This is a genomic window from Gardnerella sp. DNF01204 (assembly GCF_049244145.1).
GTDB lineage: Bacteria > Actinomycetota > Actinomycetes > Actinomycetales > Bifidobacteriaceae > Bifidobacterium > Bifidobacterium vaginale.
Genome location: NZ_CP058379.1, coordinates 1,581,077 through 1,604,912 on the forward strand (window position 1 = coordinate 1,581,077; position 23,836 = coordinate 1,604,912).

The window sequence follows — 23,836 nt, forward strand, 5'->3', positions numbered from 1 at the left end:
GATTTTTACTAAATTTGACTAGATTTTTGATTAGATTTGTGGCTATTTTTAACTATTTCTGGCTATCTTTTATTTCTTGATGGCGCTTTTTTGCGGCAGCTACAACAAAATGTAAATATTCGAGCGCGATTTCTTCTTTTAATCCAGATTCTTCAGCAATTTTTTTAAGTCGATTTGCTTGGCGATTTTCTCTAGATTTATCTTCCGCAGCAAGATTTGCGCGAGCTTTTATTTCTCCGACTTTTTCCGTAACTTTAAAGCGCTCTGCAAGAAGTGAAACAACTGCATTGTCAATATTGTCAATCGATTGACGCAACGCAAAAATCTCGCTTATTGAATCGTTACAATCATTGCAACTCGGTTCAATCTGATGCTTACGCGCGCCAACCGATTCTTTAGGAAATTCACACATATTACTTCTAGTCGAAATAAGTCTGCAAAACCATAGTTGTTTCTGTGCTAACTGGCACAATCCTATGAATCGTGTTAATTAGCTCTTCTAGCTTGCTAGGTGTAGCAACACGAACTACGAGCATGAAACTTGGGCTTCCAGTGATAGAATAGCAGGCTTCAATACCTTCAATATCTTTCAACTTGGCTGGAACAGATGCTTCTTGCTCAAAGTCAAGAGGTGTTACAGCAACAAATGCGCTTACTGGCAAGCCTCTGCGCTCATAGTCAATCAACGCACGGTAACCAGTGATAATTCCTCTGCGCTCAAGCTTTTGTACTCTAGATTGTACGGCAGAAACCGATAATCCAGATGCTTTAGCTAGTCTGGTTAATGTTGCACGACCATCATGTTCAAGAATATCTACAATAATCGCATCTGTAGAATCTATAGGAGCAACTGTGCTCACATTAGCGTTCAAGCCAGAAGGAATATTATTTTCAATCTTATGAGAGTTTCCTGTCATACGACCTCCATCCTCATACAGCGCATCTTCCTGAATACTGTTGTAGATTTCAGATTGCGCTACCCTGCAGTCTCTTCAATCGTATCGTATTTTTTAACGAAAAAGAACAAAATTATATAAAAAATCACGGTTTTTCACATTAAATATCAAATGTTTATAGGAATAAACTTTTGACAAGTAATTATAATTATTTAATTTTTATTATTTGCATACGCATTATCAATAGTAAAAATTACCAAGAATAGTGTATTTTATAGGAAAATAATTATATATAAACGTATATTTTTTTATTTTAAAACACAAAATGAGTTTGTAATAAAAACAGTATTAAAAAATAAACAATAAAAATTACCCCTCGATTGATCAAACCAAGGGGTAATTAAAGTGTATTTTTTAAAGTTATATTTATAAAATTACACGAACATAACCTACTTAAGCAGAGGTTGCTGGCGACCCGCCATTTGTAGAGTTATTCGCTTGCTGCACAATCGCCGCGAGAAAATCGCGATTCGACGCAGTTTTCTTTAAGCGTGGCACCAAAGTCTGATAAGCCTGCTCTGGCTCAAGTCCGCCAAATAGTCGCCTTAAGCGATAAATAATAGGCAATTCTTGAGCAGGAGTAATCAACTCTTCGCGGCGCGTGCCAGAAGAATTAATATCCACTGCTGGGAACAAGCGCTTATCTGCCAAATCGCGACTCAAGCGAAGCTCCATGTTTCCAGTGCCCTTAAACTCTTCGAAAATAACTTCATCCATCTTTGAACCAGTTTCCACTAAAGCGGAAGAAATAATAGTCAAAGAACCGCCATTTTCAATGTTTCGCGCGGCACCAAAGAACTTTTTAGGAGGGTAAAGCGCCTGAGCATCCACGCCACCAGAAAGAATACGACCAGATGCAGGAGCAGCAATATTGTATGCACGAGCAAGACGAGTCATAGAATCAAGAAGAACAACAACATCTTGGCCAAGCTCTACAAGCCTCTTAGCACGCTCAATCGCAAGCTCCGCAACAGTAGTGTGATCTGATGCCGGACGGTCAAACGTAGAAGAAATAACCTCGCCTTGAACAGTGCGCTCCATGTCGGTAACTTCTTCTGGACGCTCGTCTACAAGGACAACCATCAAATGCACTTCTGGATTATTAACAGCAATCGCGTTCGCAATATTTTGCAAAGTGATTGTTTTACCAGCCTTAGGAGGCGAAACAATCAAACCACGCTGACCCTTACCAATAGGAGCCACAAGATCAATGATTCTGCCAAGCATACGATTTGGCGTAGTCTCCTGCTTTAAGCGCTCTTGCGGATACAAAGGCGTGAGCTTAGCGAATTGTGGACGATTCTGAGCATCTTCTACGCTCATGCCATTAATGCTGTCAACGCTTTGCAAAGGAACAAATTTTTGGCGCTGATTCCTACGATCACCTTCGCGAGGAGCACGAATAGAACCTTGAACCGCATCTCCCTTGCGCAAACCATACTTTTTGATTTGGCTCATAGAAACGTAAACATCATTTGGACCAGGCAAATATCCAGAAGTGCGCACAAACGCATAAGATTCAAGCACATCTACAATACCAGCAACTGGAACAAGCTCTTCTTTTGGTTCCTCTCTACGAGAAGCTGATTCACGAGACTCGTGGTCTTCACGAATATCATTGCGATCAGAACGATCATTCCTCGTAGGTCGATCTTCACGCTCTAAATGATCAGAGCGATCCGAGCGGGAATCGTAATCATCTCTATCGCGTCCACGACCACGCATACGACGTTGATACCTGTCATTCCTATCTGAATGCGTATCATAATCGTCATCGCCATTAGAACGCGAAGCTCCGCGTTGCCTGCGAGATTCAGAATCACGATTTGCGTTAGAATCAGAAGACTTTTCACTTGGCAAAGTAGCAAGAATCTGATCTAGATCATCTTCCGTATCATCTGCATCATCCGAGTTATTTCCGCGATAATTATCTTTAAAATCAGACTGACGACGACGCTGAGATTGATTATCACGCGTAAACTCACGACGACGCCTAGACTTACCGCTTCTATTTGAATCAACAGAATCATCAGAATCAGAAGATTCAACAGAATCAGGCAAGCCGAGATTTTCTAACAAATCCTCATCAGCAGATTTACGAGCAGACTCACCACTATCATCATCAAAATTGCGACGCGACCTAAAAGATGAAGATGAATCGTATTTAGACTCATCCTCATCATTAAGCGACGAACGACTATCCCTAACAATGCTTTTAGGAACATGTACGCTAACTCCTGCTGGCGCATCCCCACCATTGCGCGCAGCGGTAAGCGTAGCAATCAAATCTGGCTTACGCATTGTAGACGTACCGCGCAGGCCCATTTGCTTCGCAAGATCCTTAAGCTCAGAAAGCTTCATATCATCAAGATTTTGGCTTGTTGCCACAGTTATACCTTTCCCTAACCCCAAGAAACAAACTACTTGGAGCTTTACATGGAAGATTTCGGAAAAATCCGTTGTGAATACAACGATAAGCACATAACAATGTGACTTAATCGCTGATAAATGTATGCTACTACACTCATGCGACTCACAACAACACGGCGTGGCAAAAAGAAAAAACGCTACTTCTTTTCGTGATATGACTTTTCTGTATTAACAGACCAAACATTATCTTTAGACTGTTTTCCACTGTTAATATTAGACACGGCTTCAATAGCAGTAGCCATAGAATGATCCTGATTATTGTAACGATGCTGACCATTTCTACCAACACAATACAAGTTACCAAAACCATCCAAATACTTAACAAGCTCAGGCATCTGAGCATAAGTATCGAAGTAAGCTGGATAAGCCTTTGGAACACGCTCACGATGCGCATCCAAAACATCATCTTCGCCATCAATAACCTGCATACGAGTAAGCTCATCAATCGCAGATTTACGAGCCTCTTCGTCGCTCATATTCCAAAAATCATCGCCCTCATTGCAGAAGTATTCAAGACCAATCCACACAGTGTTGTCAACATCCTTAACGAGATATGGGCTCCAGTTGTTAAAGATTTGCAAACGACCAACTTTGTATCCTGGATCCTGCACATAAATCCAGCAATCAGGCACAATAGGAGGGTTACCTAACGTTGGAATATCAGTCGTATTACGCAAGCGCATACGCTTAACAAGAAGTCCAACGGTTACGAAATCACGGTAAGGCAAGCCTTTAGCAACTCGTTGTAATTCGGATGGAACCTGCACAGACTCATTTCCGTCAGCGCCATGCTCAATAGCTGCAACCAAATCTTTTATTGGCATAGAAGAAATAAACTGATCCGCATGAAGTTCTTGCTGCAAACCATCTTGATTTTCAACGACAACACTAGAAATTTTACCGTCGCACTGTTTAATAGCAACAACTTTTGCATCTGTTAAAACAGTAGCGCCATTTTCACGGCAACGACGTTCAACAGTCTCCCAAAGCTGACCAGGACCAAGCTTAGGATACCAGAATTCTTCAATCAGTGAAGTTTCAACTTCCTGATTTGCCTTCTTTTTCGGCATAAGCTTAGAGAAAGCATTCTTTAAAACTTCAACAATGCTCAAACCCTTAACTCGCTGAGCACCCCAATCTGCGGAAATCTGACTTGGATGCCTTCCCCAAAGCTTCTCGGTATAGCCCTCAAAGAACATAGAATACAGCTTTTTGCCAAAGCGATTAATGTAGAAGTTTTCGAGATTTGTTTCTGGCAACTTGTGAATCATAGACCAAAGGTAGCTAAAACCAACCTTCATAGTAAGAACAAAGCCCATAGAGCGCAAAGTAGACGCAGAAAGAGAGATAGGGTAGTCGAAGAAATGATGATTCCAGAAGATTCTAGAAACGCGATGACGCTTAAGCATAACCTCATCTTCGACTTCTGGGTCTGGGCCGCCATTCTCTAAATCGTGGTGTCTGCCAAGTTTTTTGTCGTCGTAAGAAGGAGCGCCTTGAAGTGGCAGCATATCTCGCCACCATTGCATAATTCGATCATCTTTAGAGAAGAATCGGTGACCGCCAATATCCATGCGGTTTCCGTTGTATTTTACAGTGCGAGAAATTCCGCCAAACTCTTTAGATGCTTCAAGAACAGTTACATCGTAGCGGCTAGCTCCGCCATCTTTTACAAGCTCCCATGCAGCCGTCAACCCTGCCGGACCGCCACCAATAATCACTACAGATTGTTTCTGGGATTGTGTATCAGTCAATTTTCCTCCATACCTAAAAGACGCTTTATAAAGTCAAAATCGCAAAATTGCAAGCACGTATCTATATTAAAATCTAAACATAAGCTTTACTAGCATACTCTTATCATGCGATAGATTCTGGAATATCGATATCTGTTTTCTGCACTTCTTCCACATTTACGTCTTTAAACGTAACAATACGAACGTTTTTCACAAACCGCGAAGGGCGGTAAACGTCCCACACCCAAGCGTCTGTTAATTGCACGTCAAAATACACATCTTGACCTGCAGAACGCACGTTAAAATCCACCTTGTTTGCCAAATAGAATCGTCGCTCAGTTTCTACAACATACGTAAAAAGCTTAATAACGTCACGATACTCCTTGTACAACGCAAGCTCGGCGTCAGTTTCGTAATTGTCGAGATCTTCAGCGCTCATCGCTTCCCTTCCGCATTATTGCCATTAGTGTTACGCTTACGACCGCGTCCTATAATACGCCACCATGCACGTTTAGAAGAATCTTCTTTGACTGTAGCCGCATTATACGGCCACGATTCGTCGGAATTATCTTTGCTAACAGGTATTGCAATTGAATGCTCATGCGCACTTAGCGCTTCACAAACACCAGGATTATCTTCAATAACGTGCAGACCAAAAGCGTCTAAAGAACGAATGGCATCATATTCATCTACGAGAGTGTCCATAACAACAAAATCTTGATATTTTTGATTTTGTGAATCCCACAAAGCATCTCTAGCTGTTCCAGTTTTTACAAAACCAAGAGACTGATAAACAGAAAGAGAACGCGTATTCGCTGCTGGAACACCAACCCAAATCCTATGCAATGCTAAACCAACTGTGTCTGGAGCAAAACCATACGTCATAACTCTAGGCATTGCATCTCTAGAATACCCACGACCCCTATAATCGCGTCCTAGAATCACCTGAATTCTAGCGGATTTAGACCAACCATCAATGTCGATCAAAAAAATCATTCCAATAATATCGCCATTGGTATTTTTAGCGTCATCAATAAGATCTGGCACAATTGACCATGCGATTGTTGGGCGTGATTGAGCATCTCCAACAACCCCAGCATAATCAGACATACTTTTATCATTATTGTCCAAAGACCACTGCACAGAACGCTCAACCCACGCATGAACCATAGCACGTTCAGATTGTGAATCCTTGCCAGTTATAACAGCCGCACCATCAAAAGCATGTAATGAATCCATCCTCGCTAAATCTTCGATGGTTGCTTGCCTAAGACGAGCCATCTCGCCGCGTATTGACGGAATTACAATACTTTCTGGTAACTCTCGAGAGTTTGTAGAGTCAGCATTGACTTCCTGCATATTCACCTGTTTCCTGTACCTAATTGACCTTGCGTTACAAAAAGTTCTACAAAAAGCATAAGCAAAATACAAATGCGTAAGCAACTACAATATAAGATTACACTTTTTGCACTCTACACAATGCTATAAAACACAAGGTTAAAACGCAAAGCATAAAATGCAAAAAGTGCATCTATAAACTATTCTTTTCTAGCTAAATTTTAATCTAACTAAAATTTAAATCAGCCTTTAATCTTTGCCATCACGATCTTAGTAACAGCCTTAGCATCAGCCTGACCTTTAGTCGCACGCATAACAGCGCCAATAATTGCGCCCATCGGCTTCATATTTCCAGCCTTAAGCTTTTCTGCAACTTCAGGATCAGCAGCAAGAGCAGCGTCAACAGCAGCTTCCAAAGCGCCGTCGTCGTTCATAACCTTGAATCCGTGCTTCTTAACAACTTCATCAGGCTTACCCTCGCCAGCCAAAACGCATGCAACAGTTTGCTTAGCGAGCTTATCGTTAAGATTGCCATCTGCAATTAGCTTTTCAACTTCAGCCACATCTTGCGGAGTAATAGGCAATTCTTCCAAAGTCACGCCACGAGTGTTTGCTTCGCGAGCAAGCTCACCAAGCCACCACTTCTTAGCACCAGCAGCACTTGCACCAGCCTTAACGGTTTCTTCAACCAAATCAAGAGCATCCGCGTTAAGAATATCTCGCATTTCAAGATCGCTAATACCCCATTCGCTTTGCAAACGGTTACGGCGCTCGCGAGGCATTTCCGGCATTTCGGCCTTCATGCGCTCAATATGCTCTTTAGTTATATGAAGCATAACCAAATCAGGATCTGGGAAGTAGCGATAATCGTCAGCATCCGACTTCACACGACCGCCAGCAGTAGTCTGAGTTGCTTCATCCCAGTGACGAGTTTCCTGCAAAATCTCGCCACCTTCGCTCAAAATAGCAGCCTGACGACGAATCTCATATTGCAGCGTCTTTTCAATACCGCGGAATGTGTTCACATTCTTAGTTTCGGAACGCGTACCAAATGGATCAGTCGACTTGCGACGAAGCGAAACGTTCACGTCAGCACGCATATTGCCCTGCTCCATACGAGCGTGGGAAATGTTAAGAGCGCGAACAATATCGCGAATAGCACGCATATAAGCACCAGCAATTTCTGGAGCGCGGCTACCCGCACCTTCGATTGGCTTAGTTACAATCTCAATTAAAGGCACGCCTGCACGATTGTAATCAACCAAAGAATGATTTGCACCTTCAATACGACCGTCAGCGCCGCCAACGTGAGTATTCTTACCAGCATCATCCTCAATATGAGCACGTTCAATCGGCACGCGGAACACGGTGCCGTCTTCCAGCTCAACGTCCAAGTAACCATTGCCATTAGTAGGCTTATCATACTGGGAAATCTGATAATCACGAGGCATATCTGGGTAGAAGTAGTTCTTACGAGCGAACTGGCTCCACTCAGCGATTTCGCAATGCAATGCCAAACCGAGTTTAATAGCGTAATCAACTGCAGTCTTGTTTACAACTGGCAAAGAGCCTGGCAAACCAAGGCTTACAGGAGTTAACTGAGTATTTGGCTCGCCACCAAAAGATACCTCCGCTGGGCAGAACAGCTTTGTGCGCGTGCAAAGCTCAACATGAGTTTCCAAGCCGAAAACTGGGTCAAATTGCTCCACAGCATCGGCGTATTTCATAAGTTTTTCAGCCATGAGAATCCTTCTTACTTAAGCTTTATTTCACTTTACTTAGCCAATGAATCGAGCCAACCAGCTTTAAGCGACTTCCAGATTGGGCCACTCCACTTTTCTTCGAGCGCTGCTTCCAACGCTGCTGCAGGCTTGTACATCTTTTCATCATGGCATTGCGGAGCAATAATCTGAATACCAACAGGCAAACCATCGTCGCTTAAGCCAGCTGGGAGGCTCAAAGCTGGAACGCCAGCCATGTTTGCAGGAATCGTAGCAATATCGTTCATGTACATGGAGAGTGGATCGTTCATCTTCTCGCCAAACTTAAATGCCGTTGTAGGGCTTGTTGGAGAGACTAGAACATCTACCTTATTAAACGCTTCTTCAAAGTCGCGAATAATAAGCGTACGAACCTTTTGTGCAGAGCCATACCAAGCATCGTAGTAGCCGGCGGAAAGTGCGTAAGTGCCAAGAATAATACGGCGCTTTACTTCGTCGCCAAAGCCAGCTTCGCGAGTTGCAGCCATCATGTTTGCAGCAGTTTGAGGCTTGTCTGCTGGTGGCATTACGCGCAAACCGTAGCGCATGCCATCGTAGCGAGCCAAATTAGAGCTAACTTCGGAAGGCATAATAATGTAGTAAGCAGCCAAAGAATAAGGGAAATGAGGGCAGGAGACTTCTGTTACTTCTGCGCCCATATCCTTAAGCAATTGCACAGCCTCATTAAAGCGTGCTTCAACGCCTGGCTGGAAGCCTTCTCCGCTAAGCTCTTTAACAAGACCAACCTTTACGCCCTTCAAATCACGGCGAGCACCCTCGCGCGCAGCCTGAGCCATTGGAGGAACAGGAGCAGGAATCGAAGTTGAATCGCGCTTATCGTTGCCGCCAATGATTTCCTGCAAAAGTGCAGAGTCAAGAACGGTACGAGAAACAGGGCCAATCTGATCAAGCGAGCTTGCCATAGCGATTGCGCCAAAACGGCTGACTCCGCCGTAAGTTGGCTTTGCTCCAACAGTACCAGTTAAAGCGCCTGGCTGGCGAATAGAGCCGCCAGTATCTGTACCCAAAGCAATAGGAGCCTCGAATGCAGCAACAGCAGCTGCAGAACCGCCGCCAGAACCGCCAGGAACGCGCTCAGTATCCCAAGGATTGCAAGTAGTTTGATAAGCGGAATGCTCGGTAGAAGAACCTTGAGCGAACTCATCCAAATTAGTCTTGCCAAGAATTGGCATGCCAGCTGCCTTGAGCTTTTCAATAACGGTAGCATCGTAAGGTGGAACCCAGCCTTCGAGAATCTTAGATGCTGCAGTAGTAGGAATGCCCTTAGTAACAATCATGTCTTTAATGGCAATTGGAACGCCTGCAAGCTCAGGTAAGCCTTCGGCTTCGCCATTAGCGTTCTTTTTATCAAAAGCATCTGCTTGTTCAAGTGCAACATCTGCAGAAACATGTAAGAATGCTTTGATTTCTGGCTCGGCTGCTTCGATTACTGCCAAGTGAGCTTCAACAAGCTCGCGGCTAGAGACTTCTTTAGCTTTTACAGCCTTTGCCATATCGGCAGCAGAAAGCTTTACTAAATCTTGAGTATTAGTCATGTTTTATTCCTCCCCCAAAATTCGAGGTGCTACAAACATGCCAGACTCACTTCTAGGAGCGCCAGAAAGCGCTTCTTCTTGAGTCAATGGCGTAGCAGGCTCGTCTGGGCGCAAATACGCTTCAAGAGGTACTGGATTTGCAGTAGGTGGCACATCTTCGCCAGCAACTTCCTGCACTTTGTTAATAGATTCTGCAATGACGTTTAATTCGCCTTGCAAGCGACTGATTTCTTCGTCGCTTAAAGCAATCTGGGACAAAACACCCAAATGCTCAATTTCTTCGCGTGTGAATGTAGGCATAACCTCAACTATATGTGTGATGCGTGACCTTCTTATAGAAGAAAAAAGCAATATTGATAAAAGATTTACACACGTTACTGTAGAAATATTTTCCCAATTTTAGAACATGATTGTCGATCCATATTTTCTAGGGAAAATTATGTGTAATATTAAAAAAAATTTTATTAGTGAGACAATAAGCGAAATAACAATTATTATCACATACAGTTTTCATAAAACTAACGAGTATAAAAGTATGTGAAAACGAAGGTCTATGCATGTCAACACGCCATGAAATGTAAATAATTCAATAAAAGAATGTTGGCATTCCAACCTTCTTCATACGTTTATTTGCAGAATAAAAAAATTTGTTTTATTTCACTATCCCAGAAATAAAAAAGCATGTAATAATAAGATGCTATGAGATATTAAGCTAATGCAGCGAAGCATGCCATGCATAGAAGCAAATAAGTTACGGTATCTCATAAAAAATAACAGAAAATATCATAATATAAGGATACATATGAAGAGTACAAAGTTCTACCGTAATGCAGCAATGTTGCTCCTCGCGGGCGCAACTATTGTTCCACAATGCTTAGCAGCACCAGCAATGGCCGCTCCTTCCGCTAAGGATTCTGAACCAGCTACATCTTGCGCAGCTAAGAAAGACTCGTTGAATAATTATTTGTGGGATTTGCAATACGATAAAACAAACATTCTCGCCCGTCATGGCGAAACCATTGAGAACAAATTCTCCAGCGACAGCTTCAACAAGAACGGTGAATTCGTTGTTGTTGAGCATCAGAAGAAGAACATCACCAATACAACTTCAAATTTGTCGGTTACTTCCGCCAACGATGATCGCGTATACCCAGGTGCTCTTTTCCGTGCTGATAAGAATTTGATGGACAATATGCCAAGCCTGATTTCTGCAAACCGCGCTCCAATAACGTTGAGCGTTGATTTGCCGGGATTCCACGGCGGCGAAAGTGCTGTAACTGTTCAGCGCCCAACCAAGAGCTCTGTAACTTCCGCAGTGAACGGCTTAGTTTCTAAGTGGAATGCACAATATGGAGCAAGTCATCATGTTGCAGCTCGCATGCAGTACGATTCTGCAAGCGCACAAAGCATGAACCAGCTCAAGGCTAAGTTTGGTGCTGATTTTGCCAAGATTGGTGTTCCGCTGAAGATTGATTTCGATGCAGTACACAAGGGTGAGAAGCAGACTCAAATTGTGAACTTCAAGCAAACTTACTACACCGTAAGCGTTGATGCACCAGATAGCCCAGCAGATTTCTTTGCTCCTTGCACTACGCCAGACAGCTTGAAGAACCGTGGCGTTGACAACAAGCGCCCACCAGTTTACGTGTCAAACGTAGCTTATGGTCGCTCAATGTACGTAAAGTTCGATACCACCAGCAAGAGCACTGATTTCCAGGCTGCGGTAGAAGCAGCAATTAAGGGCGTAGAAATCAAGCCAAACACCGAATTCCATCGCATTCTCCAGAATACTTCTGTTACTGCAGTGATTCTTGGTGGCAGCGCTAATGGTGCAGCTAAAGTTATTACAGGCAATATCGATACGCTTAAGGCTTTGATTCAGGAAGGTGCAAATTTGAGCACCTCTAGCCCAGCGGTTCCAATTGCATACACCACTTCCTTCGTCAAGGATAACGAAGTAGCAACTTTGCAATCCAACAGCGATTATATTGAAACGAAGGTTTCTTCTTATCGCAATGGCTACTTGACTTTGGACCACCGTGGAGCTTATGTAGCTCGCTACTACATCTACTGGGATGAGTACGGCACCGAAATTGACGGCACTCCTTACGTGCGTTCTCGCGCTTGGGAAGGCAATGGTAAGTATCGTACAGCTCACTTCAACACCACTATTCAGTTCAAAGGAAATGTACGCAATCTACGAATCAAGTTGGTTGAAAAGACTGGTTTGGTTTGGGAACCATGGCGCACAGTATATGACCGTTCTGATTTGCCACTAGTTCGTCAGCGTACTATTAGCAATTGGGGCACAACCTTGTGGCCTCGCGTTGCTGAAACTGTAAAGAACGACTGAATTCATAACACATGATTAAATATAGAAAAATAGAAAAGTAAACACAGGAAAGGGCTTTATCTTGTAGTCAGTTACGAGATAAAGCCCTTATTGTTTTTGCAAAATATTATTTGCAGAATATTTAAATATTTTAGATATCGCGCTAAATATCGCGATGCTTTTCCACAACGTGGCCAATTGCATACATGACTACGCCCCAAGCAAGAACCACCAAGCCTGATTGCCACCATGTAAAAACATATGCGTTTGGTGGAAGCTGTGCACCCGAATTAGGGGAGCCGCCCAAGAATTTCTCCACCGCTGTGGCTGGCAAAAGCTGTATAAGTATTGAATTCCACTTCGCGAAATTGCTTGCAAACATAATAATGCTAAGAACACTAGGCAAAATCATCACGGCTCCAATAACGCACATAATTCCGCCAGCAGTTGACTTGCAAATCATGCCAAAGCCGTACGCCATTGCTGCTACAACAACCATAATTGCAGGAGAGCCAAGAAACAGCGTAAGAGGCAATTTCCACGCGTTGCTTCCAGATAATCCAGAAGTGTTGTCTCCTATAAAGGCTAATTCTGCAGCGCCTAGCGAAACTGCCATTGCAATAAGTTGCACTACAAAAACGTAGATTGCAACAGCAATAAATTTAGCCGTAAAGAACATACCCCTTCTAGGTACAGCAGTAAGAGAAGCCTGAATCGAAGTTGTAGAATGCTCCGCGGTTACAGCAAGCACTGCAAAAATCGCTAGAACAATCAAAGATACAGAAGCAAAACTAATAACTAAGTGGAAAATGCTATCTTGAGATGCAATAAGGCTACTTTTATTGCTCGGCCCAACAGTAATTGCAGCGCTTGATTTGCCTTGATTTGCTCCATTCTTAATGTCAACTTTAGACATTGCTTTTTGCACAATCGCTATAATAAAGCTAAAGATTACTGGCAAAACAATTGTTAATGCCATGCACCACCAGGTGGATGCAAGTCCGCGCAACTTAACAATCTCGGATTTAAGCGTGTGCATAAATGTTAGGCGCAAGTGTTGAGCGTTCATGCTGCGGCCTGTTTTGTACGCGTTGGATTGGTGTGCGTTGAACTCAGAAGATTGCACTTGTTGATTTGCTACTTGCTCACTCATTTTGCACTCTCCTCATTATTAGATTGCTCTACGTTTTGTTCACTCGGCTTTTGTTCACTCGGCTTCGAGCCGCTGCTAGGAACAGCCTTCGTTACATACTGCTCTTGACCGTGTGTAAGAGCCAAATATGCTTCCTCAAGTGACGCGTGCTCGTAATTAAGCTGATATACCAAAATTTGATTATCCGCAATTTCTCGCGCAATCTGACTTAGTTCGCAATCTGTTATTCTAAAAAGTTCGCCTTCTTGAACGTCTTGAGGTGTGCGATTATCTGGCAAAATCTTGCACTCAGGATGATTTTGAGCAAGCACTTGCTTTAGCTTTTCGCCTTCTGGAGTTACAAGTCGCACAGCGTGCTGCGAATGTGCGTCAACAAAATCTTGAACCGTTGTGCGCTTCAAAATTTCGCCATGCGCAATAATCACAAGGTTATCTGCAGTAAGCGCAACTTCGCTCATTAAGTGCGAGCTAAGTAGTATTGCGCGGCCTTCGCTTGCGTAATACTTGCATAATTCGCGAACCCACTTAACGCCTTCTGGATCTAAGCCGTTAATTGGCTCGTCCAAAATAAGATTGTGCGGATCTGCTAAAAGAGCCGCCGCAATGGAAAGACGCTGGCTCATACCAAGCGAGAAAGATCCTGCTTTGCGGGTTTTAACACTTGATAATCCAGTAATATCAATCACTTCGTCAACGCGCTTTTTTGATATTCCGTGAGTTAAAGCCAATGAATACAGGTGATTGTAAGCCGTACGGCCCCTGTGAGCAGACTTTGCGTCAAGAACTGCTCCAACTTCTGTCATTGGGGATGCGATTTTTGCGTAAGGTTTTCCGTCAATAAGAGAAGTGCCACTATTGGCATGAATAAGATTTAACGCGCAACGCATGGTGGTAGATTTACCAGCGCCATTAGGTCCTAAAAAGCCTGTGACTTTGCCGTCTTCGGCGACGAAAGAAACGTCGTTAAGCGCTGTTTTTGCGCCGAAACGCTTTGTAATATGTTGAAATTCTAACATAAATTAACAATATCACAAATAAAAAAAATACACCTAAAATGTAAGTGTTTATGAGTACAGGCTAATGCGTTTTAATTAACATTACTGATGAGATTCTGCTGTTGAAATTTTAATTAAGATTTTAATTAAGTTTTTAATTAATATTCAGCAATTTGGTGCTGCATGTTGCGCAATCCACGCGTGCATGGAAACAGCTGCGGCTGCTCCTGCGTTTAGCGAGCGAACAGAGCCAAATTGCGAAATGTAAACAACGTCATCCGCCATTTTTAGTGCTTTTTTAGAAAGACCAGGACCTTCCGCGCCAAAAAGCATAAGGCAACGTTTAGGGAACTTGTAGGTTTCCATAGCAACTGCGCCTGGAATAATATCGAGCGCTATAACGCGAGCGTTTTTAGCGTCTTGTTCCTTGATATTTGCGATTTTTTCGGCTTCTTTATTGCCATCTGCTTGTGCTTTAAGCAAAAGTTGATGCGCTTCTTCTGTTTCTCGTGCTATATTTTCGCGCCAATTAGTTACTAGAGTTTCAATAGTTGGGCAACACTCAACGTATTGGTAAAGCTCAGTCATTAACGAGCCTTTGCGATTCCATTTATGAGGCCCTACGATATACACTTTTTTCGCAGTAAACGCGTTTGCAGTGCGAACCATAGAGCCTATGTTGAAATCGTGAGTCCAATTTTCTACAGCTACTTCAAACTCATGACGGCCTTTAGAATCGAGATCCGCTTTTATATCTTCTACTTTCCAGTATCGGTAGCAATCTAAGACGTTACGCTGGTCGCCTTCGTCTAGTAATTCAGCGCTAAACCGCACATCGTAATTTGGCGATTCTGGATTATCTGGACGAGGCTCACCTGGATGTTCTTCTTCCCATGGGCCAACTCCTATAGGTCGGAATTCTGGCTCATCGGAAGCTTTTGCAGCCAAAGTAATTGGATTCGGTTCGTGCATGTATAAGTTTTGCTCCGTTTAATACTTTTGCTTAGTATTGGCAGCTAGTCTTTGCAGCTAGTCTTGGCAGCCGTCTGTTACGCAATCTCCTGTGCAGTCTGACTTGCAGTGACCGCCACAGCAGTTGTCTTCGCAGCACGGCTCAGTGCAACCGTCATGCTTGCAATCGCCAGTGCACTCTACTTTGCAATGGCCACCGCAGCAATTATCTTCACAGCAAGGCTCAGTGCAACCATCATGAGCACAATCACCCGTGCATTTAACCTCGCAATGACCGCCACAGCAATGATCGTTGCAGCAATCTTCGTGTTCTGCATCTGCGCGTAATTCTTCTTCACCGAAAGCTTGAACAAATGCCATTTTAGTACTCTCCTTACTTATTGGATTTACTAATTGAAGATGCCTTGTACCTTGTTCGTCGGCGTCAACACCACCAATTAATGCAACTATAGCAAGAATTTGCGCGCCTTGCTGATTAACAATGCCAAAATCAAGACTTAATTCATTTCCGTGTCGTAAAGTCACAAGCGAAGAAGTTTGAACATACGATTTTTCAGAAAGCCAAGAGTCAAGTAACAATACTCGCTTGCCTTTAACTGACGGACCTTTTGTTGCAGGGAAAACAAAATCCATAACAAAGCCGTCGAGTGCAATTCCTTTACGTTCTGCAGCATGAATAAGCGCAAAAACCATAGGCACTGCAGCAGCAGTTAACGCTCCAACTGCGTCAACATCGCGTTCTAACGAATACCCAGCTTTCTCAATTGCATCAAAAAGAACATCACCAACCAACTTGGAGCCGCGCTGAGCAAATGTAACAGAAAACAGTTCACTAAATGGTTTCGCACTCATATCCGCACAAAGCATGCGCTTAAGTTCCGCGCGCTCTTCTTGTAATTCTGTCATTTTGCACTCCTTAGCATTTAGAGTTGTTCAATTTTTGATGCTTTAATGTTTTTATGCTTAACGATCTTCTACTGATACTTCCGGAGCGCTCAGCTCTTTAACATCAGCTTTATCAGAATCTATAAGATCTATTGAAGCAATAACTTTACTTTGATCTAACTTCTGAAGTTTACGCGCTGTTACCAACACTCGCGACTCAAGCGAGGAAGCAAACTTATTGTAAGCTGCAACTGTTCTTGCCAAAGATACGCCAAGTTTTGAAGCATTTTCTCCAAGAACCGCAAAGCGATCGTACAATTCTCTAGATAAATCGAAAAGTTCTTTCGCATCATCTGTAAGACTTTGCTGCTGCCATGCGTACGCAACAGACTTAAGCACAGCCCACAAAGTAACTGGGGAAGTGAGTGCTACTTTTTGCGCAAAGGCATCATCCATAAGCGTTGGATCCGCTTCAAGAGCCGCCTGAAGCAACGCTTCGTTTGGAATAAATGCAACTACAAAGTCTGGTGCTGTTTCAAAAGCCTGCCAATACGCTTTAGCTCCTAATACTCTAACATGCTCTCGCAAAGCCTTAGCGTGCGCTTTTAGAAGCTCGCTCCTTCTAGCTAATTCTTCGTCACTTGCGTTATCTGGGATTTCGCAAGCACGCTGATAATCCGCATATGGAACTTTTGCATCAACTGGAATTGTTTTGCCTCCTGGCAGATGCACAACCATATCTGGCCTCTGCTGTTCGCCATTTACTCCAGTTACAACAACCTGCGTATCAAAATCAACGTGCTCAAGCAAACCTGCAGATTCCACAATATTCTTTAGCTGAGCCTCACCCCAAGCTCCGCGAACCTTGTTATTACGCAATGCTGCAGAAAGCGAACTAGTTTCGCGGTCAAGCCTTGTTTGCTGCTCGCTTAAGCCTTTAAGCTGAGTGCTCAGCACACCCATTTCTTGCTTGCGTCCTTCTTCAATCTGCGAAACTTTATTCTTCAGAGCTTCAAGATTGTCTTTTACTGGAGCAAGCGCTTCCAAGACTTTACCTTGCTCTTTCAAAGTTTTTTCACGATTTAATCGTTCGCGTTCTTCTCGCTCTGCACGCAATTGTTCTTCGCGATTCACTCGCAATTGTTCTGCTTGCTGCGCTTTTAGCAGCTCAGACTCCACAAATTTCAATCGCTCAGCAAGCTGCTCTGCTTGAGTACGATACCGTATAGCTTGATTGCCATTTTCCTGCGCTTGAGCGCGCGCTTGTTCATACTGCGAGCGCAATTCGTTAAATTCGCGTTGGCTTACGCCATTAGAGCCTTGCGTTCCATTGTTGTGCTTAACAATAGCCAGCACAACAATGGCGGTTATTACGACAGCAACCACCATTAAAACAAACATCACAATATTATCGAACATACGTTCTATTAAACACTATTGAGTTGACTTTTGAAACATAATTAGACACGTCTTTTAAGCACGTTCAAAATAAAGCAATCCACGTCCACACGTGCCGCTCCATAGGCAAACTGCAATTACAGTAAGCACAACAATGACGTATAACAATATGGATTGTCCAGGAATTACAGGCAAAGTTCCATAAGGATACCATCGCAAAATCAATCCAATTTTACTTTGCAAACCTTGTGTAGCAATATTCATCACCACTAAAAAGACACCAAATGCAAGACCGTAAAACCTTCCAAAACAGGCTAATCCAATCATTATGAGCACAATATCAATCCACGCATTACCTAAAATCATCTGCAATGTACTAAATAGCTGCAAGTCAACTATACGAACAATCAACACTGAAGCGCCAAATGAAACAAACAAACACAATAAAGCAGCACTCAATGCATATATTCGCAACCTTTTCATCACGAAACGTTCCCACGATACCATAATCGGAGCAAGACAAACGAATGCCGCGGCAATAAACCCAACTACAATAACTTCATACAGAGGAACAACAAAATTAACAACACTACTACCAGATTGACATTGAAACGTTATACCTCCTACCGCATTATGCACATTAGCAGAATCCGGCAAACAAATATAACCAACATAAACTGGCAACTGCGTTACAAATGATCTGAATATAACAAGCATTAAAGAGGGAAGGACTACGGACAATAAAATTGCAACGATTGCAACAATATAATGCCTACCTTCAAGCCAAGCGCGAAAATTATTTTTCATGCTTATCACCAAGTTCCGATAAGACTTGTTGTGGAGTTATGCGGCATTGATTAAGTTCTTTAACATGATTTTTTACAAATTGTTTCAGCTTAGCATCATCAGCATTATTAATACTCATAGCCACTTTATCGTTTGCTTCACCTGGAATAAATCCATATGACCCATACACATCATTACTTATACGAGAAGGAAGCTGAGCAAGCAAAAATGCTGTAACAGAAGCGTTTGAATCAAGATTCTTTTTTACATATACTTCTTTCATAGCATTTGATGCACATTTTGCAGGCACAAATCTTTGTAACACTTCTTGAGCGATACCAGTCATATCACCATATTTCTCAGAACGCCTAACAAATGTATCTGTTTGTTGTTGAATAACAGTAGCTTTAAGATTACGTAACTTTATTAAACCACTATTAGTAAGATTCCAAGATTTTTCAGTATTTGTTGGAGTAAACGCATTTCCAAGCACAAGCACAATTCCTTTGCCTTGCGAATCTCTCTGATTCTTAGGAAACCAAGAAGCAACAGTTTTCAAATGTTTAACAGCACGAAGTTTACGAATATAAGCTTCTTCAGGATGTACACAAACAGAAAAAGCAGTATCTTTAAACGTCGTACACTGAGGCACAAAAGGTCCAGAGCGAATCCAAGGTTTTGGACCCCACATAGCTATACAACAAGCACATACTATTGGCATAATTAAAGAAATACTTATTGCTTTTATGCACCAATAAGATCCCTTTTGCCAAAAATATCTAATATGCGCGCAACAAAGAATGCATGAAACGATAAAAACACACACAAAGAATATGCGCAAAGTCACCAACCATGGGTTCATTCGCAAACCAGGCTCAGCACCAATACCAGCATCCGACACTGGAAGTATTGCGTATAAACTACTACCCCAATATCTAGGAAAAATATCTCCCTGAGGGATAACGCCATTACGCATTATAATGACGCCATAAATACAGCACCAAATTATTGCAAAAGATAATAAAGCTGATAATACAATTGCCCAACGATTGCCAATAATTACCCCTAAAGTAAAACCAATTGCAAAAAATGCACTCGGCGTCACGCCTCCACACAATAGTGGAAAATACGGAAAATTTGTAATATTTACATCACTCTGAATTACTGTTGGCAATATACTTACGCAATATAACAAACTGCACAGTATAGCGCCTTTTAGTATAGGAATAGCGTAACGACTGGCTGATTTTCCTGCACACCACGCAGAATTGACCAAACATCTGGGCGAGCAAGCTTTACATGAACACCATGCGCCAAAAATGCAAGCAACAATATCAGACAAACAATGCATCCATGTGACATCAATTCTTAACCAAAGCGCATAATTATTATTATGCGCTAAAAAATTTGCCACACCCAAAAAAATAGGATATGCAATCAAAAATAAGCTAAAAATACAACTGCTTATTAGAGATAATGGGGACATAATATGTGAAACAATCGTGCACTTCTTATGACTTTTCGTAAAAAATCTGAATTCAGTTAAAAAGTTAGAATATTGACGCATATTTAATCACATCCCTACTCACTACCACATTAACAAAATAAGAAACTATACATATCCAGTTACTGCTACTACTCACTTTTATGAAATTTAGATAGCAAATGCCTATATCCTGATTCCCATGGAGTTACCATAAGATCTTCACGATTAGCATACTGAAGAAGATTATCCATTTTCCCATCAAGCAATATAATTCCTTCATTAAGAACTATAACCCGATCCGCAATTACTGCTAAATCTTCTACTAAATGTGTACTAACAATAACAGTATGCTTTTGCGAATAAGACTTAAGAAAATTACGAATATCAATACGCTGCTCAGGATCTAAACCAACAGTAGGCTCATCAAGTATTAGTACTGCAGGCTGACTAGCAATCACACAAGCAATACCAGCACGCTGACGCTGACCTCCTGATATTTTAGCAACGATGCGATGTGCTTGTTTTTCCAAGCCAACCTGTTTGAGAGCATTCCAAGCAGCTTGATACGCAGCGCTCCACGATAAACCTCGCGCCCATGCGGCATATTGAACATTTTTTAACACACTCGATGCATTCATAAGTTCAAATGATTGTGGCAAATAACCAATATTTGACCGAGCTTTAGCCCTTTCCGCACGACAAGTTACATCAAAGCCATGAACAAAAAGTTTCCCACTAGAGGGAGCATAAATCGTCGCTATAACGTTAAGCAGAGTAGTTTTCCCAGCACCATTTGGCCCCAAAAGACCACATATGCCAAAAGATAAATCTATAGAAAGATTATGCAAAATTTGTTTTTTCCCATACGAAAAATTCACATTAACAAGTTGCACATCTGAGCCCGTATATGATTCTTGCATATCTCACCACTTAATAACTAGACTACTTACCTACAACTTCGTATATTTTCTCTGTCTATTCCAACTACAGAACCACTCATCTGAGCATAAGCTGAAATTGGCACAGTATAAACAATAGTAGCAAGCGCAACTATTGCAAATCCTTTCTTTGCGAACATATTCGTATCTCCATTTTCAATCTGCTTCATAACGTATTCAGCCTTGAATAAGTACATATATTTTATGATAATTTAATATGAAAAAAAAATAGATTTTTATAAAAACCAATTAAAATTTTAAAAGATATGCATATCCTATAATGCCAATTATCAGCAATAACTTGAAAAATTAAGGGGGATTCCACCTTTTTATTTCAAGTTCCTTCTACAAATATTTTTTATTTAGATACAAAAATAGCGTGCTGTCTAATGGAAAATAATCCAATAAACAGCACGCTTTGTTTTATTTGACTACATTATTTGACTACATTAAATAGTGCATATATTACGCAATCTTGAGAGTTACATGGTCGCTAGTATTCTCACAATCCGCAACTACGCGAGCGCCATCATGCACCTTGCCAGAAAGCAGCAATCGCGCAAGTTGATCGCCAATTTCCGTTTGAACCAATCTACGCAACGGACGAGCACCGTAAACTGGATCATAGCCATGCTCTGCAAGCCAAGCTCGAGCAGAATCGCTCACATCCAAGCTAATGCGGCGGTCGCTCAAGCGTGCAGCCACTTGGCGAACTTGAATATCCACAATTCCACCAAGCTCTTCGCGGCTCAACGGATGGAACATAACAAGCTCATCCAAACGGTTAATGAACTCTGGCTTAAACTCAGCGTGAACAGCATTCATAACAGCCTTGCGTTTAGCAGCATCGTCCAAGCCTTCTTGCACAAGGAATTGCGAACCCAAGTTTGATGTCATAATCAAAATCGTATTCGTAAAATCAACTGTTCTACCTTGCCCGTCAGTCAAACGACCATCGTCCAAAACCTGCAACAAAACGTCGAATACTTCTGGATGTGCCTTCTCAATTTCGTCAAAAAGCACTACAGAATACGGGCGGCGTCGCACGGCTTCAGTAAGCTGGCCGCCTTCCTCATAGCCAATGTAACCAGGAGCAGCACCTATAAGCCGTGAAACGGAAGCCTTTTCCATGTACTCGCTCATATCAATGCGAACCATTGCGCGCTCGTCGTCAAACAAGAAGTCGGCAAGAGCCTTTGCAAGCTCCGTCTTACCAACGCCAGTAGGACCCAAGAATAGGAACGAACCAGTTGGGCGATTCGGGTCTGCAATTCCAGCACGGCTTCTGCGCACAGCATCCGCTATAGCGCGGATTGCTTCGCTTTGGCCAACAACGCGCTTAGAAAGCTCCTTTTCCATGTTGAGCAGCTTCTCATTTTCGCCTTGCATTAAGCGACCAACAGGAATGCCAGTCCATTCGCTAACAACTCCTGCAATAGAATCGGCATCAACCTGGTCTGGGACCATTGGCTCTTTCGCTTCACTCTTAGCATTAGCAGCCTGTGATTCCGCTTCTTCCAAAGCTTTTTGAATGCTTGGGATTTCGCCATACAAAATACGGCTTGCTTGCTCCAAATTGCCTTCTCGCGTGAATTTGTCGGCTTCTACGCGCTTAGCGTCGAGTTGCGCTCGCAAATCGCCAACCTTGTTGTGACCAGCCTTTTCCGCATCCCAACGCGCTTTCAAACCAGTAAGCTTTTCGCGCGAGTTTGCTAATTCTTCTTGCAACTTTTCTAAGCGTTCTTTAGCAGCAGCATCTTCCGCTTTCTTTAATTGCATTTCTTCCATTTCAAGACGCGTAACTTTGCGCTGCAATTCGTCGATTTCTTCTGGCTGAGAATCAAGCTCCATACGCAAGTGAGCTGCCGCTTCATCAACCAAATCAATCGCCTTATCTGGAAGTTGTCTGCCAGTAATATAGCGGTTTGAAAGCGTTGCTGCAGCTACGATTGCATCGTCACTAATCGTCACCTTGTGGTGTGCTTCGTAACGTTGCTTAAGTCCGCGCAAAATCGTCACCGTATCTTCAACAGACGGCTCGCCAACAAACACTTGCTGGAATCTGCGCTCAAGCGCCGAATCCTTTTCAATATGCTCGCGATACTCGTTAAGCGTAGTTGCGCCAACCAAGCGCAGCTCACCGCGCGCAAGCATTGGCTTAAGCATATTGCCAGCATCCATTGAACCTTCTGCAGATCCTGCGCCAACAACAGTGTGAATTTCGTCAATAAACGTAATAATTTGACCGTCTGATTGTTGAATTTCCTTCAACACTGCCTTTAAGCGTTCCTCAAATTCGCCGCGATACTTCGAACCTGCAACCATCGAAGCCAAGTCGAGACTGATAAGACGCTTGTTTTGCAAAGTTGTAGGCACATCTCCTGCAACGATTCGCTGAGCCAATCCTTCTACAACTGCCGTTTTTCCAACGCCTGGCTCGCCAATTAGCACAGGATTATTCTTCGTGCGGCGAGAAAGAATCTGAATCACGCGACGAATTTCCTGGTCTCGTCCAATTACTGGATCGAGCTTTCCTTCGCGAGCGCGCGCAGTCATATCAACCGAATATTTTTCGAGCGCTTTGTAGTTGCCTTCCGCATCTGGGCTTGTAACTTTCGCGCCTCCGCGTACAGTTGGCACAGCCTTGCGCAACGCGTCTGCAGAAACATTGTGCTTTTTGAAAATATCCGCAACAGCATTCGGCGCGCTTGCAACTATGCCAATAAGCATGTGCTCTGTAGAAACGTATTCGTCTCCCATTGCGCGCATTTCTTTTTCTGCCTGACTTAAAGCAGCTAAAAGCTGACGGCTTGCGTCTGGCTTAGTTGTAGTTGAGCCAGTAGATGAAGGCAGTGCCACTAATGCGTTGCGAATTTCAGCGCCGATTTGTTGCGCATCTGCACCAGCCTGTGCAATAAGCGCGCGCACTACGCCTTGCTCTTGGCGAAGTAAGGCATCTGCCAAATGTAACGTATCTACTTGCGCATTGCCAGCTGCCGCCGCGCTTTGCACAGCATCGCTTAATGCATCTTGCGCTAAGGTTGTAAACTTTTGTTCCATATTTACCCCCATTTGCACCGCTATCTAGCGGATTTTAGGTGATTTGCGTGCAATTTTT

Annotated in this window: 20 protein-coding genes; 1 reads left to right on the plus strand and 19 read right to left on the minus strand. The window is 42.8% G+C overall.

Annotated elements, in window-relative coordinates; translation table 11 throughout:
* Positions 1-52: 52 nt before the first annotated feature.
* From HXT46_RS06370 to gatC, 9 genes are all read right to left on the minus strand, one after another.
* Positions 53-412 carry a chorismate mutase gene (locus HXT46_RS06370; RefSeq protein WP_004573640.1) on the minus strand — a complete coding sequence of 120 codons (360 nt, stop codon included), beginning with the start codon at positions 410-412 and terminating at the stop codon, positions 53-55.
* 7 nt (positions 413-419) lie between these two features.
* Entirely contained in the window at positions 420-917 is a 498-nt protein-coding gene (locus HXT46_RS06375) for an Lrp/AsnC family transcriptional regulator (RefSeq protein ID WP_004114142.1), read from the minus strand.
* A gap of 432 nt (positions 918-1,349) precedes the next feature.
* Positions 1,350-3,344 (minus strand): transcription termination factor Rho, encoded by a 1,995-nt coding sequence (gene rho, locus HXT46_RS06380; RefSeq protein ID WP_421786354.1) that lies wholly within the window; start codon positions 3,342-3,344, stop codon positions 1,350-1,352.
* Between the two features lie 179 nt (positions 3,345-3,523).
* On the minus strand, positions 3,524-5,140 hold the full coding sequence (locus tag HXT46_RS06385; RefSeq protein ID WP_048730773.1) for an NAD(P)/FAD-dependent oxidoreductase: 1,617 nt from the start codon (positions 5,138-5,140) through the stop codon (positions 3,524-3,526).
* 103 nt (positions 5,141-5,243) lie between these two features.
* Entirely contained in the window at positions 5,244-5,558 is a 315-nt protein-coding gene (locus HXT46_RS06390) for a DUF2469 domain-containing protein (RefSeq protein ID WP_004105898.1), read from the minus strand.
* The gene (locus HXT46_RS06395; RefSeq protein ID WP_101886643.1) at positions 5,555-6,478 is read right to left on the minus strand and encodes a GNAT family N-acetyltransferase; all 924 of its coding nucleotides are present in this window, start codon (positions 6,476-6,478) and stop codon (positions 5,555-5,557) included. The genes HXT46_RS06390 and HXT46_RS06395 overlap by 4 nt, the downstream gene beginning before the upstream one ends.
* Before the next feature lie 221 nt (positions 6,479-6,699).
* Positions 6,700-8,199: an Asp-tRNA(Asn)/Glu-tRNA(Gln) amidotransferase subunit GatB gene (gene gatB / locus HXT46_RS06400; protein ID WP_004116355.1), complete on the minus strand. Its 1,500-nt coding sequence runs from the start codon at positions 8,197-8,199 to the stop codon at positions 6,700-6,702.
* Between the two features lie 32 nt (positions 8,200-8,231).
* Positions 8,232-9,773, minus strand: a complete 1,542-nt coding sequence (gatA, locus tag HXT46_RS06405) for an Asp-tRNA(Asn)/Glu-tRNA(Gln) amidotransferase subunit GatA (protein ID WP_101889503.1) — start codon at positions 9,771-9,773, stop codon at positions 8,232-8,234.
* Between the two features lie 3 nt (positions 9,774-9,776).
* A complete protein-coding gene (gene gatC / locus HXT46_RS06410) occupies positions 9,777-10,073 on the minus strand; it encodes an Asp-tRNA(Asn)/Glu-tRNA(Gln) amidotransferase subunit GatC (protein WP_004114131.1) in 297 nt (98 codons plus the stop codon).
* A gap of 502 nt (positions 10,074-10,575) precedes the next feature.
* Between gatC and vly the strand changes: the two genes are divergently transcribed.
* Positions 10,576-12,126: a cholesterol-dependent cytolysin vaginolysin gene (gene vly, locus HXT46_RS06415; RefSeq protein ID WP_004573633.1), complete on the plus strand. Its 1,551-nt coding sequence runs from the start codon at positions 10,576-10,578 to the stop codon at positions 12,124-12,126.
* A gap of 142 nt (positions 12,127-12,268) precedes the next feature.
* On the opposite strand, the gene HXT46_RS06420 is transcribed toward vly, so the two are convergent.
* The 10 genes from HXT46_RS06420 to clpB form a co-directional block, all read right to left on the minus strand.
* The gene (locus HXT46_RS06420; protein WP_009993690.1) at positions 12,269-13,258 is read right to left on the minus strand and encodes an ABC transporter permease subunit; all 990 of its coding nucleotides are present in this window, start codon (positions 13,256-13,258) and stop codon (positions 12,269-12,271) included.
* Complete coding sequence (locus HXT46_RS06425) at positions 13,255-14,274, minus strand: ATP-binding cassette domain-containing protein (protein ID WP_421785944.1); 1,020 nt, start codon at positions 14,272-14,274, stop codon at positions 13,255-13,257. The genes HXT46_RS06420 and HXT46_RS06425 overlap by 4 nt, the downstream gene beginning before the upstream one ends.
* A gap of 144 nt (positions 14,275-14,418) precedes the next feature.
* Complete coding sequence (locus tag HXT46_RS06430) at positions 14,419-15,225, minus strand: TrmH family RNA methyltransferase (RefSeq protein ID WP_004116368.1); 807 nt, start codon at positions 15,223-15,225, stop codon at positions 14,419-14,421.
* A 57-nt stretch (positions 15,226-15,282) separates the two neighbouring features.
* A complete protein-coding gene (locus tag HXT46_RS06435) occupies positions 15,283-16,131 on the minus strand; it encodes a hypothetical protein (protein ID WP_004573630.1) in 849 nt (282 codons plus the stop codon).
* A gap of 57 nt (positions 16,132-16,188) precedes the next feature.
* Positions 16,189-17,529, minus strand: a complete 1,341-nt coding sequence (gene rmuC / locus HXT46_RS06440) for a DNA recombination protein RmuC (protein WP_004137617.1) — start codon at positions 17,527-17,529, stop codon at positions 16,189-16,191.
* A 54-nt stretch (positions 17,530-17,583) separates the two neighbouring features.
* A complete protein-coding gene (locus tag HXT46_RS06445) occupies positions 17,584-18,315 on the minus strand; it encodes a hypothetical protein (protein ID WP_415707013.1) in 732 nt (243 codons plus the stop codon).
* Positions 18,305-19,399, minus strand: a complete 1,095-nt coding sequence (locus HXT46_RS06450) for a hypothetical protein (RefSeq protein WP_421786356.1) — start codon at positions 19,397-19,399, stop codon at positions 18,305-18,307. The genes HXT46_RS06445 and HXT46_RS06450 overlap by 11 nt, the downstream gene beginning before the upstream one ends.
* Positions 19,400-19,929: 530 nt before the next feature.
* Positions 19,930-20,700, minus strand: coding sequence for an ABC transporter ATP-binding protein (locus HXT46_RS06455; protein WP_004116382.1), 771 nt, complete (start codon positions 20,698-20,700; stop codon positions 19,930-19,932).
* A 26-nt stretch (positions 20,701-20,726) separates the two neighbouring features.
* Positions 20,727-20,888, minus strand: a complete 162-nt coding sequence (locus HXT46_RS06460) for a hypothetical protein (protein ID WP_004116384.1) — start codon at positions 20,886-20,888, stop codon at positions 20,727-20,729.
* Positions 20,889-21,183: 295 nt separating this feature from the next.
* The gene (gene clpB / locus HXT46_RS06465; RefSeq protein WP_421785947.1) at positions 21,184-23,778 is read right to left on the minus strand and encodes an ATP-dependent chaperone ClpB; all 2,595 of its coding nucleotides are present in this window, start codon (positions 23,776-23,778) and stop codon (positions 21,184-21,186) included.
* Between the last annotated feature and the right edge of the window lie 58 nt (positions 23,779-23,836).

Bases quoted from the DNA above. Each gene is read 5' to 3' on its own strand.
- HXT46_RS06370 (WP_004573640.1), bottom strand. From the start codon at position 412: ATGTGTGAATTTCCTAAAGAATCGGTTGGCGCGCGTAAGCATCAGATT.
- HXT46_RS06375 (WP_004114142.1), bottom strand. From the start codon at position 917: ATGACAGGAAACTCTCATAAGATTGAAAATAATATTCCTTCTGGCTTG.
- HXT46_RS06390 (WP_004105898.1), bottom strand. From the start codon at position 5,558: ATGAGCGCTGAAGATCTCGACAATTACGAAACTGACGCCGAGCTTGCG.
- HXT46_RS06395 (WP_101886643.1), bottom strand. From the start codon at position 6,478: ATGCAGGAAGTCAATGCTGACTCTACAAACTCTCGAGAGTTACCAGAA.
- gatB (WP_004116355.1), bottom strand. From the start codon at position 8,199: ATGGCTGAAAAACTTATGAAATACGCCGATGCTGTGGAGCAATTTGAC.
- gatA (WP_101889503.1), bottom strand. From the start codon at position 9,773: ATGACTAATACTCAAGATTTAGTAAAGCTTTCTGCTGCCGATATGGCA.
- gatC (WP_004114131.1), bottom strand. From the start codon at position 10,073: ATGCCTACATTCACACGCGAAGAAATTGAGCATTTGGGTGTTTTGTCC.
- vly (WP_004573633.1), top strand. From the start codon at position 10,576: ATGAAGAGTACAAAGTTCTACCGTAATGCAGCAATGTTGCTCCTCGCG.
- HXT46_RS06420 (WP_009993690.1), bottom strand. From the start codon at position 13,258: ATGAGTGAGCAAGTAGCAAATCAACAAGTGCAATCTTCTGAGTTCAAC.
- HXT46_RS06425 (WP_421785944.1), bottom strand. From the start codon at position 14,274: ATGTTAGAATTTCAACATATTACAAAGCGTTTCGGCGCAAAAACAGCG.
- HXT46_RS06430 (WP_004116368.1), bottom strand. From the start codon at position 15,225: ATGCACGAACCGAATCCAATTACTTTGGCTGCAAAAGCTTCCGATGAG.
- HXT46_RS06435 (WP_004573630.1), bottom strand. From the start codon at position 16,131: ATGACAGAATTACAAGAAGAGCGCGCGGAACTTAAGCGCATGCTTTGT.
- rmuC (WP_004137617.1), bottom strand. From the start codon at position 17,529: ATGTTCGATAATATTGTGATGTTTGTTTTAATGGTGGTTGCTGTCGTA.
- HXT46_RS06445 (WP_415707013.1), bottom strand. From the start codon at position 18,315: ATGAAAAATAATTTTCGCGCTTGGCTTGAAGGTAGGCATTATATTGTT.
- HXT46_RS06455 (WP_004116382.1), bottom strand. From the start codon at position 20,700: ATGCAAGAATCATATACGGGCTCAGATGTGCAACTTGTTAATGTGAAT.
- HXT46_RS06460 (WP_004116384.1), bottom strand. From the start codon at position 20,888: ATGAAGCAGATTGAAAATGGAGATACGAATATGTTCGCAAAGAAAGGA.
- clpB (WP_421785947.1), bottom strand. From the start codon at position 23,778: ATGGAACAAAAGTTTACAACCTTAGCGCAAGATGCATTAAGCGATGCT.